The organism is Acinetobacter sp. AL9, from assembly GCF_041464035.1.
Lineage (GTDB): Bacteria > Pseudomonadota > Gammaproteobacteria > Pseudomonadales > Moraxellaceae > Acinetobacter > Acinetobacter towneri.
The window spans coordinates 1-17,567 of the sequence record NZ_JAYFSK010000013.1 but is presented as its reverse complement, the minus strand read 5'-3'; the positions used below and the strand labels follow the sequence as shown (position 1 = coordinate 17,567).

Sequence of the window (17,567 nt, the reverse complement as noted above, 5' to 3'; positions counted from 1 at the left end):
AATTTGCGAAGATTAAATTGCAAATTTGAATAAATACTTGTTGTTATCAGAAATACTGATATGTGATTGCATATTTTCTGCAATCAAATAATCATAAATTTCAGGAAATGCCCCAAAGCCTGATGCAACATTAATATGACCCATTTGTCCTAAATTAATCGGTGTTAATTGCCATGCTTGGGCAAGTGCCTGTGCATCTGCAAAACTTAGCCACGGGTCATTTTCACTGATCAATAAGCGTGTCGGTACAGCCAATTTAAGTTGCTGAAAATAAGCCGAATAATTGCTTTGGCTGTGTTGTGCAAAACCAGATTCACCAAAACGGGCAGGGTTAGCAGGTGCAACCAAAACCACATTTTTAATTTTCGCCTGCAATTTAGGTTGCTGTGCTAAGGCTGCCACTGTGGTCAGACAACCAAAGCTGTGCGCCACAATTTGAATATCGTTCTGAATCGGGGCAACTGTTTTGACAAATTCAGCAACCCAGTTCTGTAAAATTGGGCTATTCCAGTCTGACTGTTGTACACGCGAGCAAGACATGAGTTGTCGTTGTAACCAAGATTGCCAGTGCGCATATTCACTGCCACCTACACCTGGAACAATTACGGTATGAATCATGTCGATGCTCCTTCGCATATTTCAAACTAAAAATGATGATCTAAATAACGCTTAAATGTGAATTGAAGCCATCCTATTCCAGTTATGGATGTAATCACTTGGATTCAAAACTCAGTAAGATAATGCTGTAAAATTCATGTTTTAAATAATCTGCAACAAGGATAACTAGAGTTTCTATGCAAAAAAAATAATTAAAAATGAATTTTATATGAATAAAAAAGATATAAGGTTGTATGTATAAAAACACCCGCATTTCTCAATGAGAGTGTTTTTTACTATCACTTCAGTATGATTTGTCTTTCAGCATTATTTGGTTTGGTTGGCTTTGACAATCTGATCAAAAATACCGCCATTTTCAAAGTGTTGTTTCTGAACTTTGCTCCATCCACCAAACTCTTGATCAATGGTCACGAGTTTTAAGGGTTTAAATTGCGACTTATATTGTCCCAATACCTTAGCATTACGTGGTCGATAATAATGCTTTGCAGCAATATTTTGACCCGCAGGTGAATAGAGATAGTTTAAATAAGCTTTGGCTAAGTGTTGATTACCATCTTTTTGCACATTTTTCTCTACAATTGCCACAGGTGGTTCAGCCAAAATGGATAAGGATGGGGTGATGATTTCAAATTTGCCTGGTTGTTCACGCACGGCTAAATAGGCTTCATTTTCCCAAGCTAACAAAACATCACCAATGCCACGTTCTGCAAAAGTGGTGGTTGAGCCACGTGCGCCTGAATCCAATACTTTGGTTTGTTTATAAATTTGGCGAACAAACTCTTGCGCTTTAGCATCATTGCCCGCAGGTTGATGTTTTGCCCATGCCCACGCTGCCAAATAGTTCCAGCGTGCACCGCCAGATGTTTTTGGATTTGGAGTAATGATTTCCACACCAGGTTTGACCAAATCGCCCCAATCTTGAATCGCTTTCGGATTGCCTTTACGCACTAAAAATACAATTGTGGATGTATAAGGGGTCGAGTTGTGCGGAAATTTCTTTTGCCAGTCTTTGGGTAATAGACCGCGTTTGGCAATTTCATCAATATCGGCAGCCAGTGCCAAAGTCACGACATCGGCACCTAGACCATCAATCACCGCACGTGCCTGTTTGCCCGAACCGCCATGTGATTGTTTAAAGTTAATGTTTTGCCCGGTGGCTTTTTTCCAGTACGCACCAAAATCTTTGTTAAAGTTATCGTATAATTCACGGGTTGGATCGTAGGAAACATTCAGAAAGTCTTTTGCAGAAACGCTCAAGGTTGTTGCCGAAAGTACTGCCGCCAGTAGTCCAATTTTCAGTTTTGTAAAGTTCATGTTTGACCTCAGGTATTAAATCTGTTGTTGAATGAGGCAAGCATATCGGTAGTCTATTTGCTGAAAAAATAATTTAAAATGCGGTGAATATCAGTAAATGATAAATATAAATTTCTTCATTGTTTTCTATATTTAGAGATAAATAACGAGTACTTCTTCCATGCAGTGTTATAAAAATGCCAAGCCTACCGAGCAGATTCATGTGTTAGATCGCGCGTTTCATTATGGCGATGGATGCTTTAGCACTGCACGTATTCGCCAAAATCAAATTGAATTATTTGACCGTCATTTGGCGCGTTTGCAATATGCCAATCACCAACTTTATTTAAATGCCAATCTTGAGTTAATCACTGAAACATTGACGCTTTTAAAGCAGGCGCATGGCGAATTAAACGGTACTTTAAAGATTGTTTTAAGTCGTGGTGTGGGGCAGCGAGGTTACAGTTTGCCTGATCAACCTGCCGATGTTTGGGTGTTTTTCTATCCACAAGTGCAAGCATCTTTAGATGCAGCATATCATTATGACATCATTCAAAGTGGCGTCTTGACGCAAGCGATAGGGCTGAGCATGCCGAATTTAGTTGGGCTGAAAAGTCTAAACAGACTTGAACAGGTATTGCTCAAACAAGAAGCCGATCAAAAAGGCTGGACAGAAGCTTTGGTTACTGATGTACAGGGCAGTGTGGTTGAAGGTGTGAGTAGTAATTGTTTCATTCGTATAAACAATACATGGATTACCCCGCAACTTGGTTATAATGGCGTGCACGGTGTCATGCGGGCAGAAATTTTATCGCGCATGCAACAACAGAATTTGCATTGTGAACAGCGTGATGTTCATGTTTCGGAAATTGCGCAGATTCAAAGTCTGTTTTTCTGTAATGCCTTAACGCCCATGAAAATTGTCAGCCATTTAGGGCAGCAGGTTTTAGATGTGCAGCCGTGTGTGGAACTATTTAAGCAACTTCAACTGAATCAGATTCATTCTTATGTCTAAGCGCCCATCAAAATCTAAAAAGAAAACCAAAACTATGTGGTCTAAGCGTGCTATTCAGGGCACGCTTATTTTTATACTTGGACTGTTTTTGGTCATTGGCATGATCTTATGGTCAAGCTTATTCAAAGATTATCCTGTTGAAGGCAAAAAACAATTATTGGCCATTAATGATGGTGATACCTATTCACGCTTTATTGATCGTTTGGCAGAACAAGATCATGTGAATTTTCCAATTGTTTTAAAGCTCTATCAACGAGTGATGATTCACGACAGCATGAAAAAAGGCGTGTATGAAGTCCGTCAGGGCATGAGTGTGCGTCAGGTTATGGAAATGATCGCCAATGCTGAAAATGCACAAATGAACCGTATTTTGGTGATCGAAGGCACGACTTTTAAACAATTGATTGATGCGTTAAAGAAAGATGAGTTGGTCACCAAAGAAGTGTCGCATTTGCCATATGATCAAATGCTAAAAGCTTTAAATATTCCTTTTACACATCCCGAAGGTTTATTTGCGCCGAATACTTATTTCTTTGCCAAAGGTGAAACTGACCGTAAAATATTAACCGATTTATATCAGCGTCAAATGAAATCATTGGATGATGCTTGGAATAATCGTGCAGCAGATTTGCCCTATAAAAATAAATATGAAGCTTTAATCATGGCATCTATTATTGAAAAAGAAACCAATGTTGATGCTGAATTAGAGCAGGTTTCGGGTGTGTTTGTACGTCGTTTAAAACTGGGGATGCGTTTACAGACTGACCCAACCGTGATTTATGGTATGGGTGACCGTTATCAGGGCAATATCACCCGTCAGGATTTACGCACTCCAACGCCATACAACACCTATACCATGAGTGGCTTAACGCCAACACCAATTGCTTTGCCAAGTCAAAAAGCCATTGAAGCGGCGATGCATCCAGACCAATCTGACAATATTTATTTTGTCGCGACAGGTAACGGTGGGCATAAATTTAGCACCAATTTGCAAGATCATAACCGTGCCGTACAGGAATATTTAAACGTACTACGCACGAAAAAATCAGGGGAATAAGCATGTTTATCAGTTTTGAAGGTACTGAAGGGGTAGGCAAAACTACACTTATTCGCCGTATTCATGATTATTTTACTGCACAAGGTCAGTCGGTGGTTTTAACCCGTGAACCGGGTGGAACCCCTATGGCAGAGCAAATTCGTGCTTTGTTGCTCGAGGTCAACCATGAAGAAAAAATGTGTTCAGACACTGAGTTATTGTTGATGTATGCAGCGCGTGCACAGCATTTAGATCGGGTGATTTTACCTGCGTTGGCTGCAGGAAAAACTGTACTGTGTGACCGTTTTAGTGATGCGAGTTTTGCTTATCAGTGTGCAGGACGTGGTTTGAGTGAAAGCAAGTTGCAGACTTTAAATAATAACTTTGTGGCACGTATGCCTGACTTAACTTTCTGGCTGGATGCACCGATTGAACTGGGTATGACCCGTGCACGGGCACGTGGTGAACTTGATCGTTTTGAACAAGAGAAAGCAACTTTCTTTGAGAAGGTAAGAGGTGGCTATCAAACTTTGTGGGAGCGACACCCTGAGCGAGTGAAGCGCTTAGATGCAACACAAAGCCCCGATCAAGTATTTGCACAGGCGATGCACTATTTGCAAGCTAAGGCATAACAAACAAAGGTATAACAAGCCAATGGGTCATGGTTATGCATTTGATTGAATGGAAAAATCTTCTATAGTGGAAATGCTTTAGAAGATTTTTTTATTTAAATAATAGCGAATAGTAAATATGACCAAAGACGAAATTATTGAATTTTTAAAAGTTGAGTTTCCGCAAAGTTTGGAAAAATGTGAAATTGTGTCCATCACCCCACGTGGGGCATTGGTGAATTATCACATCGATGAACGTGATTTACGCCCAGGTGGTACGGTATCAGGGCCGACTATGATGACTGTTGCAGACTATGCACTTTATATCGCCATTTTAGGGGAGTTGGGTTTGGTGGCTTTGGCGGTGACCAGTAATTTAAACATCAACTTTTTACGCAAGCCCGCAGCAGGGCGTAATTTACGTGGTGAATGTCGCTTAATGAAAGTAGGGAAAAACCTCGTGGTCGGTGAGGTTTGGGTATATTCCGAAGGTGTAGATGATGCCGTGGCGCATGTCACAGGGACGTATTCGATTCCACAAGTGTAAGTGTTTAAAGCTACAATATGAAAAATAATAGATCAACATTTCGCTTAAAGTTTACAGTTCAATCGCCTAAGTAAATTTGGTTGATCTTTTATTCTTATTTTGTCATTGATCGTTTTCATCCATGCCATTGAATTGAAAAATAGCCTAAGCAAAACTAATATTTGGCAGCTTAAAAATGATCAACGAGATATTATTTTTATAAAAGTGCAGGGGATGTTCAGGAAACTTTTGTAGAAATGATGGTCAAAAAAGAGAAGTAAAACGAAATAGATAACTGCAAAATAAAAATAACGATGATTGAAAATATCAAACTTTCAATCACCGCTATTCAACCGACTTTATTCATTCACCAATGGGGTTTCCACTTGGAAGTTTGGTGGAATAAGCACAGTTTTACGCAATTCAGGCGCAAGTTCAGGATAATCTAGCGTGAAGTGTAAACCGCGTGATTCCTTACGTTGCATGGCACAGCGCACAATCATTTCCGAAACTAAAACCAAATTACGCAGTTCAATTAAGTTTTTACTGACTTGATAGTCCTGATAATACTCGGTGATTTCACGTTTCAGCATTTCAATGCGGTGCAAGGCACGCTCTAAACGCTTGGTGGTGCGTACAATGCCGACATAGTTCCACATGGTTGCACGTAGCTCATCCCAGTTTTGTAAAATCACCACATCTTCGTCAGGATTCGTCACTTGCGAATCATCCCAAGCAGGAACTTCAGGCGAGCTATAATCTGCAGTGTAATGGGCTTCAATATGTTTGGCGGCAGCCATTCCATAGACAAAACATTCTAAAAGAGAGTTACTTGCCATACGGTTAGCACCATGTAAACCTGTATAAGAAGTTTCACCAATCGCATATAAACCAGCAATATCGGTTTGGCTATGTTCATCCACCATTACTCCGCCACAAGTGTAGTGGGCAGCAGGTACAACAGGAATCATATCGGTAGTGATATCAATGCCCAATTCCAGTAAACGTGCATACAGCGTTGGGAAGTGTTCTTTCACAAATTCTGCAGGTTTATGGGTGATGTCTAACCACACATGACGAATACCTAAGCGTTTGATTTCATAGTCAATCGCACGTGCTACAATGTCGCGTGGCGCCAATTCTGCACGCTCATCAAAACGCAGCATAAAACGCTCACCATCGGGTAAACGCAAATATGCACCTTCACCACGCATGGCTTCAGTAATTAAAAACGAACGTGCTTGAGGATGATACAAACAGGTCGGATGGAATTGGTTAAATTCCATATTTGCTACACGGCAACCCGCACGGTATGCCATCGCCATACCATCACCTGTGGCAATGTCTGGGTTAGATGTATACAGATAGGCTTTCATTGCACCACCGCAGGCAAGTGCGGTAAATGGTGCAAGGAAGCTATGCACTTTTTGTGTTTTTTCATCTAGTGCATATAAGCCTAAAGTGCGATTGCTTTCATTTAAACCTAATTTTTGCGAGGTAATTAGGTCAATCGCAATATAATTTTCAAAAATGGTGATGTTTTGCTGTTCTTGGGCACGTTGTACCAAAGTGGTCGAAATTGCGCGTCCCGTTGCATCGGCAGCGTGAATGATACGTCGCTGTGAGTGACCGCCTTCACGGGTTAAGTGCAACTGTTCTTGTTCATCTAAAGTAAATTGCACACCTTGTTTCAGCAGAAAATCTACCGAAGGTTTGCCGCCTTCTACGGTTTGCTTGACGGCATCCATTTCACATAAATGCGCACCTGCAATCATAGTGTCATCTATGTGTTGTTCAATTGAATCTGTTTCATCAAGAACTGCCGCGACACCGCCTTGCGCATAGAAAGTGCTGGCTTCAGTAAGGGTAGATTTCGCCAAAACGGCAATATTGAAATGCTGGGGTAATGAGAGCGCTAAACTCAAACCTGCACCACCACTTCCCACAATAATCACATCAAATTGATGTGTTGTGTTTAAATTAGGCATGTCCATCAGCTAATTTGAAAAAAGTTGGATAATGACACCCCTTTTTACAGAAAAAGGCAAGTGCGAAGTGGATTTGAATAATGAAAAAAAAGAATAAACTGGCAACTTTTATGGAATATCCCACTTTTATTGTGATTCGATTCCACGCTTTTCATTTATAGCACTTTGGCGCATCATTTTTGATGGGTCAAATATAAGATGCTATCTCAGCTATCCTCCACAGTGCCTGCCAAACCGTAATTGAAAAAGATTCAACATTTTATTACGCAAAAGCCTATTATTTTGTGCTAAATAAGGTGAGTTCAAAGTCATAATTATTATTGAGTGAATGCTATTTATGAAAAATCGCAACTTAAAAAAAGGTTTATATGCGGCTGTTTTTACTATGGCAACTGTGCAGGCTCAAGCAGCACCACCAGTAGACTTTTCTAATTTGGTTGAGCAGGTTAGTCCTGCGGTGGTGAGTGTCAATGTTGTCAAAAAAATGAGTCAGGAAGAACTCTTACAACAACAAGTTCCAGAAATTTTACGCCGTTTTTTTGGCAATCAAGTGATTATTCCTCAACAGCAAATTCCACAAGAAAAAACAGGTTACGGCAGTGCCTTTTTTATCAGTAAAGATGGATACCTTTTAACCAATCACCACGTTGTTGAAGATGCTTCTAAAGTTACCATTGTACTGAATGACCGCCGTGAACTTGATGCAACTGTCGTGGGTAGTGATGAACGTACCGATGTCGCGTTATTAAAAGTGCAGGGCAGCAGTTATCCAGAACTGCGTACAGGCAATGTCGATCAATTACGTGTAGGTGAGCCTGTACTTGCGATTGGTTCACCATTTGGCTTTGACTATTCTGCATCGGCAGGAATCGTGAGTGCCAAAATGCGTAATATGATGGGTGAAACTTCAGTGCCATTTATTCAGACCGATGTGGCGCTTAACCCAGGTAACTCAGGCGGGCCACTATTTAACCAGCGCGGTGAAGTGGTCGGCGTGAACTCCCGTATTTTTAGTGGTACGGGTGGTTATATGGGCTTGTCATTCTCCATTCCTATTGATGTTGCCATGGATGTTGCCGATCAGTTAAAGCGTAACGGTAAAGTGACTCGTTCTTATTTAGGGGTGAGTTTGCAAGATATTGACCGCAATTTGGCAGAATCTTATAAACTCAGTAAGCCTGAAGGTTCATTAATTACTCAAGTTGCACCAAACTCACCTGCGGCACGTGCAGGTTTGCGCGCGGGCGATGTGATTCTTAAATACAACGGCACACCTATTTCCAGAACGTCTGAATTGTTGAACTATTTAAACCGTTCAGTGCCAAATCAAAGTATTCAGCTTGAAGTATTACGCGATGATAAACGCCGTAATATTACCGCTACGGTGAGCACAGCACCTGACGACACGCCTGCCAAAAACAACCCTGACACAGCAGCCAAAGGCCCTGTTTTAGGGGTGTCGATTCGTGATTTAAGCGTTGCAGAACAACGCCAATTAGATATTAAAGGCGGTGTGCTGATTCAGGAAGTGCGTCGTGGTGGTTCGGCAGCTCAGGCACGTATTATGCCAGGTGATGTGATTGTGCAACTGAATAACACCACCATCCAAAATGCCAACCAATTTGTTGAAACAGTATCTACCTTGAAACAAGGTACAATTGCGCGTGTGGTGATTATCCGTCAAGGGCAACGTGCGATTATTGGCATGCGTATTCAATAAGTTGATGTGGCATAAAATCGTAAATCTATCTAAAATTTAGAATCTTGCTAAACTTTAAATAGCCACTTATTTTAAGGAAGTCGCTCTTGAATTAGGGCGACTTTTTTATGTAACTCGGTATTTTTGTTAGACTAGACCGACATCGCCGTTTTAGTTAAAAGGATGACATGAGCAGCATATTTGATTTAAAAATCACCGTACAGCCAGAACATATTGATATTTTAGGGCATGTCAATAATGTGGTGTATGTGCAGTGGATGCAGGATGTAGCATCGGCGCATATCGAAACATTAGGTTTAGGGGTGCTGGAATACTTAAAACTAAAACATGCGATGGTGGCGGTGGAACATCATGTGCAATATCGTAAAGCGGCACTCGAAGGTGAGGAGCTGATTTTGCGTACATGGTTAAGTGATTTGAATGCGTTGTATTCATTCCGCCAATATGCGTTTTATCGCCCTCAAGATAAAAGTCTGCTGTTTATGGGCAATACACAATGGGCTTGTGTGGAAATTGCTACAGGTCGTCCAAAACGCATGTCACCGACATTTACGCAAGCCTATCAACCCCTTGCTGCTGATGTGAATCCGTTGGATTTTAGTGAGTATGATTCATTAAGATGAGTTGAAGCACCAAGTGTAGCGTCATTGAAAGTTGCTGCATGTTATTGCTGTCGATGTTGTTAAAGAGGGTATTCACCTGTTTCAAATAGCATGAAGTATTCTTCAATTCTCACTTTAATTACGACACACATCTCTGCATAAAAAGCCTGAAACTCTCGAATAAAAAGAAAAACGCGTGAGGCTGCAAAAGGAAGTCATTATTATGGATACATTGAAAAATCCATCTGCTATAATCCTTCGCAATTTCTATTCGGCTTTTGCTCTGCATGAATTTTGAGGTGCAGAGCGTGTTATTTTTCAAGGTAACCCATGGCGCAAGCTAAAAAAACTGTTGATATTAAAAACATCCGTAACTTTTCGATCATTGCCCATATTGACCATGGTAAATCGACTCTAGCAGATCGTTTCATTCAAACCTGTGGTGGTTTACAAGATCGTGAGATGCAAGCTCAGGTGTTGGATTCTATGGAGCTTGAGCGTGAGCGTGGGATTACCATTAAAGCCACCTCAGTGACTTTATACTACAACCATCCAAATGGTCAGGAATACCAGTTAAACTTCATTGACACCCCAGGACACGTTGACTTTTCCTATGAAGTATCACGTTCTTTGGCAGCTTGTGAAGGTGCGCTATTGGTAGTCGATGCGGCACAAGGGGTAGAAGCGCAATCAGTTGCAAACTGCTATACCGCAATTGAGCAAGGCTTAGAAGTTTTACCTGTACTGAATAAAATTGATTTACCGCAGGCAGAACCTGAGCGCGTGATTCATGAAATTGAAGAAATTATTGGTATCGAAGCGCAAGATGCACCAACCTGTTCGGCTAAAACTGGTTTAGGCATCGACAATGTATTAGAAACCTTGGTGAATGTCATTCCAGCACCACAAGGTGATCGTGATGCGCCATTGCAAGCCTTAATTATTGACTCATGGTTTGATAACTATTTGGGCGTTGTGTCGCTGGTACGTATCAAGCAAGGTCGCGTGCGTAAAGGCGATAAAATGTTGATGAAATCGACAGGTCAAACGCACATTATTACCTCAGTTGGTATTTTTAATCCAAAACATACCGAAACAGGTATTTTGGAAGCAGGTGAAGTTGGCTTTGTTATTGCGGGTATTAAAGATATTTTTGGTGCGCCAGTGGGTGATACCATCACACTCGCAACTACACCAGAAGTAGAAACCTTACCAGGCTTTAAAAAAGTTAAGCCGCAGGTTTATGCAGGTTTATTCCCAATTGATGCCAGCGACTTTGAACCGTTCCGTGAAGCCTTGCACAAACTACAAATTAACGACTCAGCTTTGTTCTTTGAACCTGAAAGTTCAGATGCTTTAGGCTTTGGTTTCCGTTGTGGTTTCTTGGGCATGTTGCACATGGAAATCGTACAAGAGCGTTTAGAGCGTGAGTACGATTTAGACCTAATTTCATCGGCACCAACGGTTATTTATGAAGCCGTGATGAAAAATGGCGAAACGGTGTATATCGACAGTCCATCTAAAATGCCTGATGGTTCAACTGTAGAAGATTTACGTGAACCGATTGCGGAATGTCATATTTTAGTGCCGCAAGAATACTTGGGTAACGTCATGACCCTATGTATTGAGCGTCGTGGTGTGCAAAAAGACATGAAATTCTTGGGTAACCAAGTGTCCATTACTTTTGAAATTCCGATGGCAGAAGTCGTGATGGACTTCTTTGATAAATTGAAGTCATGTTCACGTGGTTTTGCATCGTTAGATTATAACTTTGTCCGTTTTGAAAGCTCATCTTTGGTTAAAGTAGATGTACTGATTAACGGTGAAAAAGTTGATGCCTTAGCGATGATTTGTCACCGTCAGGATGCACGTCACCGTGGTATTGCCTTGGTTGAAAAAATGAAAGACTTGATTCCGCGTCAAATGTTTGATGTGGCTATTCAGGCTGCCATTGGTGCACAAATTATTGCGCGCTCAACCGTGAAAGCGATGCGTAAAAACGTACTTGCGAAGTGTTATGGCGGTGACGTTTCTCGTAAGAAGAAACTGCTTGCCAAGCAAAAAGAAGGTAAGAAACGTATGAAGCAAGTGGGAAGTGTTGAAATCCCGCAAGAAGCTTTCTTGGCCGTACTTAAAGTCGAACGCTAAAATTATAAGGATAACAAGCCCATGGATTTTGATTTTAATTTGATTCTCGTTCCTGCCACATTATTTTTTATTGCGGTGTGGCTGCTCGATAAATTTGTATTTAAACAAAGAGCGACGAAAGGGCGAGGCAATGAAAACTTCATTATCACATGGGCTTATGATTTTTGGCCTGTTTTGGCAGTGGTGATGGTACTGCGTTCATTCCTGTATGAACCATTTAATATTCCGTCAGATTCTATGGTGCCAACCTTAGAAACGGGCGATTTTATTTTGGTGAACAAGTTTGAATATGGCGTGCGTTTGCCAATTATTAACAGCAAAATTATAGATGTGGGTTCGCCTGAGCGTGGCGAAGTTGCGGTGTTCCGTTATCCACCACAACCAAGCATTAGTTATATTAAGCGTATTGTCGGTTTACCAGGCGATCATATTGTTTATGATCATGGTCAGCTGAGCATTAATGGCGAGAAAGTAACGAAAACCCCAATCCAGTTTAGCCGTGAAAAAGACAGTCTAGATACACCTACTTCAATTTACCATCAGGAAACTTTAGGGGCGCATACATTTACCATGCGCGAGCTTGAAGGTGTAAACGTGGCGCGTCAGGCACCATTCCTGAACTATGTAGACAATGGTAAATATTCAGCAGAAAATGGTTTATATTGGGAAGTCAAAGTACCTGAAGGTCATTACTTCGCGATGGGGGATAACCGCGATCAAAGTGCTGACAGTCGTTTTTGGGGCTTTGTACCAGAGGAAAACCTAACAGGCCGTGCATTCTATGTCTGGATGCATAAAGAACCTGGGTTTAATTTGCCGTCATTTAGTCGTAACGGCAAAATTGATTAATAAAGCAGATTAGGAAAATAAAAAATGCGTCATCAACAAGGGGCATCCTATATTGCAATTTTAATTGCAATTATTGGTTTTGCATTTATGGCAAAAGTAGCAGTTGCAGTTTGGGCACCATATTTCGATGATCGAATGTTGGACAATCAAATTGAAGAACAATTGTTAAATGGGCCAAAAAATCTATCACCACAACAGTTTATTGGTGAAATGGACAAGCGTTTAAGCATGAACAACATTCGCGATATTAAATTTGCAGATGTGGCTCAAGTGACTAACGTCGATGGTTTAGAAGTGAAAAAAGAATATGAAATAAGAAAACCTTTCTTATTGAATATTGATATTGTAATGAAGTTCGAGAAAAGTTTTGATCAAAGCTCAGTCCAAGCTAAATGAGACCCGTCTAGCCAGCCGAATCGGTTATCAGTTTAAGCAACCTGAATTGCTTAAATTGGCTTTGACTCACCGCTCGGTGAGTCATAAACACAATTACGAACGTCTGGAATTTCTAGGCGATTCGTTGTTGGGAATGATTGTTGCCAATTATTTATATGTGGCTTATCCACATGAAAATGAAGGGCGTTTAACGCGCATGCGGGCAACACTGGTGCGTCAGGAAGCCTTAGGTAAAATTGCCAATGATTTAAAGCTCAGCCAAAATTTAATTCTCAGTACAGGTGAATTGAAATCTGGTGGTCATCATCGTGAGTCTATACTGGCGGATACCGTAGAAGCGATTATTGGCGCCATTTATGTCGATAGCGGTGATTTGAATTTGCTGCAAACGATTGTGCTAAAATGGTATAGCCCTTATTTAGATCATATTGAGCCAACCGATCAACTCAAAGACCCTAAATCACGCTTACAAGAGTATTTACAAGCACGTAAAAAACCTCTCCCGGTTTACGAGGTTGTAGATATTCAGGGCGATGCACCGAATCAGCATTTCATTGTGGAATGCCGAGTCGATAGTTTGCCTGTAATGAAGGGTGAAGGTTCAAGCCGTCGCTTTGCCGAGCAGGCAGTTGCGGCAGATATTTTAAAATTCTTGGAGCAAAAGTCTGAATGACCATCCATTCCGATCACGTAGATGCTGATCACGAGTCGAATAACGACGCCAATGACCTAATTAACCAATTCTTTAGCGGTCAGGGAACTGAAATTCCATCTGATTTCCGCAGTGGTTTTGTTGCGATTGTTGGTCGCCCGAATGTGGGTAAATCGACCCTCATGAACCACTTATTGGGTCAAAAACTATCCATTACTTCACGTAAACCGCAAACCACACGTCACAAAATTGTGGGAATTGATTCACGTGAAAAATCTCAGGCTGTGTTTGTAGACACACCAGGGATGCATAAAAAAGAAGTCCGTGCCATCAACAAAATGATGAACCGTGCTGCATCATCTGCTTTGCGTGATGTGAACTTGGTTTTGTTTGTGGTGGATGCACAAAAATGGACGCAAAATGATGAGTTAGTCCTAGAAAAGCTGAAAAATGCAGAAATGCCAGTGATTCTAGTGATTAACAAACTCGACACTTTTGAGAATAAAAATCAGGCTTTGCCGATTATTCAAGAACGTGCCAAGTTAATGAACTTTGCCGAAATTGTACCTGTATCGGCATTGCGCGGCGCGAACCTAGATCATTTGCGTGACACGATTGAACGCTATTTGCCATTCCAGCCACCGTTGTACTCGCTAGATCAAATCACAGACCGTTCAGAACGTTTCTTGGCATCTGAAATTATCCGTGAAAAGATCATGCGCCAATTGGGCGAAGAACTGCCTTACGATTTAACCGTGCAAATCGAATCATTTAAAACTGAAGATGCGGTTTTAAATGAAAAAACGGGTCGTATGAAAGCGCCATGTACCTATATTGATGCCACTATTTTTGTAGATCGCCCAGGTCAAAAAGCCATTGTGATTGGTGAAAAAGGCGCGAAGCTGAAAAAAATTGGTATGGATGCACGGGTCGACATGGAAAAAATGTTCGAGCAAAAAATCATGCTGACGCTTTGGGTGAAAGTCAAAGGTGGTTGGTCTGATGACGAACGTGCATTAAAAAGCTTAGGATATAGTGATATCTAAGTTTGACGAAAAGGGAACTGTGATGATGAAAGTGTTGGCCATTGTGGCATGTATGTTTGTCTTGCAAGGTTGTATTCACAAAGTTGTGACAGTTCCCGTAAAAGTCGCCTACAAAACCACAAAAGGTGTGGTGAAAGGCACTGCTGCTGTAGTTGGTGCTGTCATTCCAGATGGTGATGACGAAGAAAAATCCAAACAAGAATCCTCTAAAGAATAGGATTAATTGACGCAATCATGCGTAATGAAATCTTGCATGGTTATTTAATCCATCATCGAAAATACCGCGAACGTAGCCATATTGTGCATTTGTTTACCCGCGAACATGGGCGGGTCGATGGTATTTTAAGACAAATGCCACCGCCACAATATCAACCGATTCGCATACAAGCTTCGGGAAAATCAGACCTTAAAAATTTCACTAAGCTGGAAATTGTCAATCAACCCGTTTTTTTCTTTGGTGATGCATTTTTTTCAGGCTTTTATTTAAATGAAATTGTGTTGCGCTTGTGTTCTGCCGAAGTGGAAATGCCTGAAACTTTTGTGCAATATCACCAGACTTTGGCGCATTTACAACATTTATCTAGTCAAGAAAATCCTAATCTATTTTTAAGACAAATTTTACGTCAGTTTGAACATGCATTATTGGAAGAATTAGGCTATGCGATTGATTTTTCAGTCGATGCGAATCAAGAGCCGATTCAGCCCAATCTACATTATCATTTTCAACTGAATGATGGTTTTATCCCTACTACACAAGCTTCACGAGCCAATTTGCTTGGCGCACAGATCCTCAGTATGTGCGACTATGAAAAAGGTAGGGATTTTAACCCAGAGCAGTTACAATTACTGTCTCGGCTGTATCGACAAATGATTAGTTCACTGTTGGGTGATCGACCTTTAAAAAGTCGCCAATTGTGGATTCAGAATTCTCAAACCCAAGCGTAATGTAGGAACCTATTATGGCTTTACTCGGTGTCAATATTGACCATGTGGCAACTTTAAGACAAGCGCGTGGCACGAACTATCCAGACCCTGTGAAGGCCGCATTAGTTTGTGAACAGGCGGGTGCAGAGGGGATTACTTTGCATTTGCGTGAAGACCGTCGTCATATTCAGGATGATGATGTGCGTCGTATGCGTCCGTTGCTAAAAACTCGTATGAATTTGGAAATGGCAGTTACTGAAGAAATGATCGAGTTTGCCAAAGAAATTCGTCCACAGCATGTATGTTTGGTACCTGAGCGCCGTGAAGAAGTAACCACTGAAGGTGGTTTGGATGTAGTAGGCAATTTTGCAGCAGTTAAGGCCGCTACTCAGGAATTAACAGCAATTGGCTGTGATGTGTCACTGTTTATTGATGCAGATCTTGCACAAATTGATGCGGCCGTTGCATGTGGTGCACCGACCATTGAAATTCATACAGGCGCGTATGCCAATGCAGAAAATGAAGCTGCACAGCAAGCCGAATTGACCCGTATTGTTCAGGGCGTAGAATATGCAGCTAGCCGTGGCTTAGTGATTAATGCAGGGCATGGCTTGAACTTGGACAATGTAGGTGCAATTGCCGCTATTCAACACATCCATGAGTTAAATATTGGTCATGCTTTAATTGGTGATGCTGTATTTGTCGGCTTGGAACAGGCTGTTAAACGCATGAAAGCTGCGATTGATGCAGCGCGTTAATCTGCATATTTAAAATTGAAAGATAAAATTTGAAACGTTATGTCCAGCATAAATTATGATGAATTGATGCAGCCTGTGATAGCATTTTTAGGCTGCGAAACACCCAAAGAATGGTTGAACGAAGCATTAAATAATTTAGATATTTTGATGCAAGATCATGCTAACTGTGAGAAAAAAGCAGCAGGCACAGCCATGAATCTGATGTTTCGTTACAGCTTTTTTACCGATTTGCAGGTCAAACTGGCACAGTTGGTACGCGAAGAAATGCTGCATTATGAGCAGGTGCTAGAGTTCATGGCAAAGCGTGGGCAAATGTGGCAGGGTTTAAGTGCAGGGCGTTATGCAGGCGGTTTACGTAAAGAAATCCGTACCTATGAACCTGAAGCACTAATTGATGTTTTGGTGATAGGTGCCTTTGTAGAAGCACGTTCATGCGAGCGGTTTTATGCGCTTGCGCCATTGGTAGATGAAGAATTAGGTAAGTATTACCGTTATTTACTGAAATCAGAATCACGGCATTATGAAGATTATTTGGCACTGGCTTTGGATGTAGCAAAAACAGCAAAACTGAAAAACCCTGAAGAAGATATTCAGGGGCGAATTCAGCATATACGTGAAGTGGAAAAGAATCTTATTTTAAGTCCAGATGATCTGTTCCGTTTTCATAGTGGTGTGCCTGTGCAAGCCGCTTAAAACTTGTAGATGATCTAAGATAGAAAACGGAACTTCGGTTCCGTTTTTTTATCAATCAAGTTATTGCTTAGGTATTTTGATTGTGGATTGTTGCCTAAGTCACTTAGAAAGTAAGCGTCCGCTGAACCCCATGCCTATTTTTTAATTCGGTTCAGGTTTCCAGCGGTGTGGTAGCAATTCTTCAATCTGAGTCACTTTATGTGTCGGCAACCTTTTCAGCACATCACTTAAATAGGCATAGGGATCCAGCCCATTCAGCTTTGCTGACTGGATTAAAGTCATAATATTGGCTGCTCGCTGACCGCTGCGCAGCGAACCTGCAAATAACCAGTTCTTACGTCCCAACGCCCAGGGGCGCATCTGGTTTTCCACCCAGTTATTGCAAATCGGTAGATTGCCATCATCCAGATAGCGGCTTAAAGCTGGCCAACGCTTCAGAGTGTAATTGATCGCCTTGGCGGTTGGAGAACTCGATGGCACAGTCAGTTGATGTTGGTTGAGCCATTCATACAGTTGTTGCATCACCGGTTGACTATGCTGTTGTCGGTATTCGCGGCGCTGTTCTGCTGTACCATCGGTCTTTTTCCTGAGTTCTGCTTCTATCGCATACAGTTTCTGAATCAGCACTAATGCCTGTTCAGCGACCTGACTTTTTTTGGTCACATGCAGTTCATGGAATTTACGACGCGCAT

General features: G+C 41.4%; 19 protein-coding genes. 15 read left to right on the top strand and 4 right to left on the bottom strand.

The window, feature by feature from the left end; genetic code table 11:
• Positions 1–12: 12 nt before the first annotated feature.
• Both ACEO2X_RS04750 and ACEO2X_RS04745 read right to left on the bottom strand, forming a co-directional pair.
• Positions 13–618, bottom strand: coding sequence for an alpha/beta hydrolase (locus ACEO2X_RS04750; protein WP_371971142.1), 606 nt, complete (start codon positions 616–618; stop codon positions 13–15).
• A gap of 306 nt (positions 619–924) precedes the next feature.
• Positions 925–1,932 (bottom strand): sulfate ABC transporter substrate-binding protein, encoded by a 1,008-nt coding sequence (locus ACEO2X_RS04745; RefSeq protein WP_371971141.1) that lies wholly within the window; start codon positions 1,930–1,932, stop codon positions 925–927.
• A 160-nt stretch (positions 1,933–2,092) separates the two neighbouring features.
• On the opposite strand from ACEO2X_RS04745, the gene pabC reads away from it, so the two are divergent.
• The 4 genes from pabC to ACEO2X_RS04725 all read left to right on the top strand — a co-directional run bounded on the left by pabC (position 2,093) and on the right by ACEO2X_RS04725 (position 5,120).
• Positions 2,093–2,926, top strand: a complete 834-nt coding sequence (pabC, locus tag ACEO2X_RS04740; protein ID WP_371971140.1) for an aminodeoxychorismate lyase — start codon at positions 2,093–2,095, stop codon at positions 2,924–2,926.
• Positions 2,919–3,983, top strand: coding sequence for an endolytic transglycosylase MltG (gene mltG, locus ACEO2X_RS04735; RefSeq protein ID WP_104851755.1), 1,065 nt, complete (start codon positions 2,919–2,921; stop codon positions 3,981–3,983). The genes pabC and mltG overlap by 8 nt, the downstream gene beginning before the upstream one ends.
• A gap of 2 nt (positions 3,984–3,985) precedes the next feature.
• Entirely contained in the window at positions 3,986–4,594 is a 609-nt protein-coding gene (gene tmk / locus ACEO2X_RS04730) for a dTMP kinase (protein ID WP_131261157.1), read from the top strand.
• A gap of 118 nt (positions 4,595–4,712) precedes the next feature.
• Positions 4,713–5,120: a PaaI family thioesterase gene (locus ACEO2X_RS04725; RefSeq protein WP_167845906.1), complete on the top strand. Its 408-nt coding sequence runs from the start codon at positions 4,713–4,715 to the stop codon at positions 5,118–5,120.
• Between the two features lie 338 nt (positions 5,121–5,458).
• On the opposite strand, the gene nadB is transcribed toward ACEO2X_RS04725, so the two are convergent.
• A complete protein-coding gene (gene nadB, locus ACEO2X_RS04720; protein WP_167845907.1) occupies positions 5,459–7,093 on the bottom strand; it encodes an L-aspartate oxidase in 1,635 nt (544 codons plus the stop codon).
• A 331-nt stretch (positions 7,094–7,424) separates the two neighbouring features.
• On the opposite strand from nadB, the gene ACEO2X_RS04715 reads away from it, so the two are divergent.
• From ACEO2X_RS04715 to ACEO2X_RS04665, 11 genes are all read left to right on the top strand, one after another.
• Positions 7,425–8,807 (top strand): Do family serine endopeptidase, encoded by a 1,383-nt coding sequence (locus tag ACEO2X_RS04715; protein ID WP_180050404.1) that lies wholly within the window; start codon positions 7,425–7,427, stop codon positions 8,805–8,807.
• Between the two features lie 167 nt (positions 8,808–8,974).
• Entirely contained in the window at positions 8,975–9,430 is a 456-nt protein-coding gene (locus tag ACEO2X_RS04710; protein WP_004971726.1) for a thioesterase family protein, read from the top strand.
• 309 nt (positions 9,431–9,739) lie between these two features.
• Positions 9,740–11,557 carry a translation elongation factor 4 gene (lepA, locus tag ACEO2X_RS04705; RefSeq protein ID WP_004971725.1) on the top strand — a complete coding sequence of 606 codons (1,818 nt, stop codon included), beginning with the start codon at positions 9,740–9,742 and terminating at the stop codon, positions 11,555–11,557.
• A gap of 21 nt (positions 11,558–11,578) precedes the next feature.
• Positions 11,579–12,406 carry a signal peptidase I gene (gene lepB, locus ACEO2X_RS04700; protein ID WP_004971724.1) on the top strand — a complete coding sequence of 276 codons (828 nt, stop codon included), beginning with the start codon at positions 11,579–11,581 and terminating at the stop codon, positions 12,404–12,406.
• Positions 12,407–12,430: 24 nt separating this feature from the next.
• On the top strand, positions 12,431–12,802 hold the full coding sequence (locus ACEO2X_RS04695) for a DUF4845 domain-containing protein (RefSeq protein WP_178865619.1): 372 nt from the start codon (positions 12,431–12,433) through the stop codon (positions 12,800–12,802).
• Positions 12,774–13,475, top strand: coding sequence for a ribonuclease III (rnc, locus tag ACEO2X_RS04690; protein ID WP_004971722.1), 702 nt, complete (start codon positions 12,774–12,776; stop codon positions 13,473–13,475). Before ACEO2X_RS04695 ends, rnc begins: the two co-directional genes overlap by 29 nt.
• Positions 13,472–14,500, top strand: coding sequence for a GTPase Era (gene era, locus ACEO2X_RS04685; protein WP_218618915.1), 1,029 nt, complete (start codon positions 13,472–13,474; stop codon positions 14,498–14,500). Before rnc ends, era begins: the two co-directional genes overlap by 4 nt.
• Before the next feature lie 22 nt (positions 14,501–14,522).
• Positions 14,523–14,717 carry an NF038104 family lipoprotein gene (locus tag ACEO2X_RS04680; protein WP_154320888.1) on the top strand — a complete coding sequence of 65 codons (195 nt, stop codon included), beginning with the start codon at positions 14,523–14,525 and terminating at the stop codon, positions 14,715–14,717.
• Positions 14,718–14,731: 14 nt separating this feature from the next.
• Entirely contained in the window at positions 14,732–15,445 is a 714-nt protein-coding gene (recO, locus tag ACEO2X_RS04675; protein ID WP_026438188.1) for a DNA repair protein RecO, read from the top strand.
• 11 nt (positions 15,446–15,456) lie between these two features.
• Entirely contained in the window at positions 15,457–16,182 is a 726-nt protein-coding gene (pdxJ, locus tag ACEO2X_RS04670) for a pyridoxine 5'-phosphate synthase (protein WP_026438307.1), read from the top strand.
• 39 nt (positions 16,183–16,221) lie between these two features.
• On the top strand, positions 16,222–16,875 hold the full coding sequence (locus ACEO2X_RS04665; protein WP_004971715.1) for a tRNA-(ms[2]io[6]A)-hydroxylase: 654 nt from the start codon (positions 16,222–16,224) through the stop codon (positions 16,873–16,875).
• 141 nt (positions 16,876–17,016) lie between these two features.
• Here the strand turns inward: ACEO2X_RS04665 and ACEO2X_RS04660 are convergent.
• Positions 17,017–17,567: IS66 family transposase (locus ACEO2X_RS04660; RefSeq protein ID WP_371971139.1), on the bottom strand; the 551-nt coding region annotated here is incomplete at its 5' end.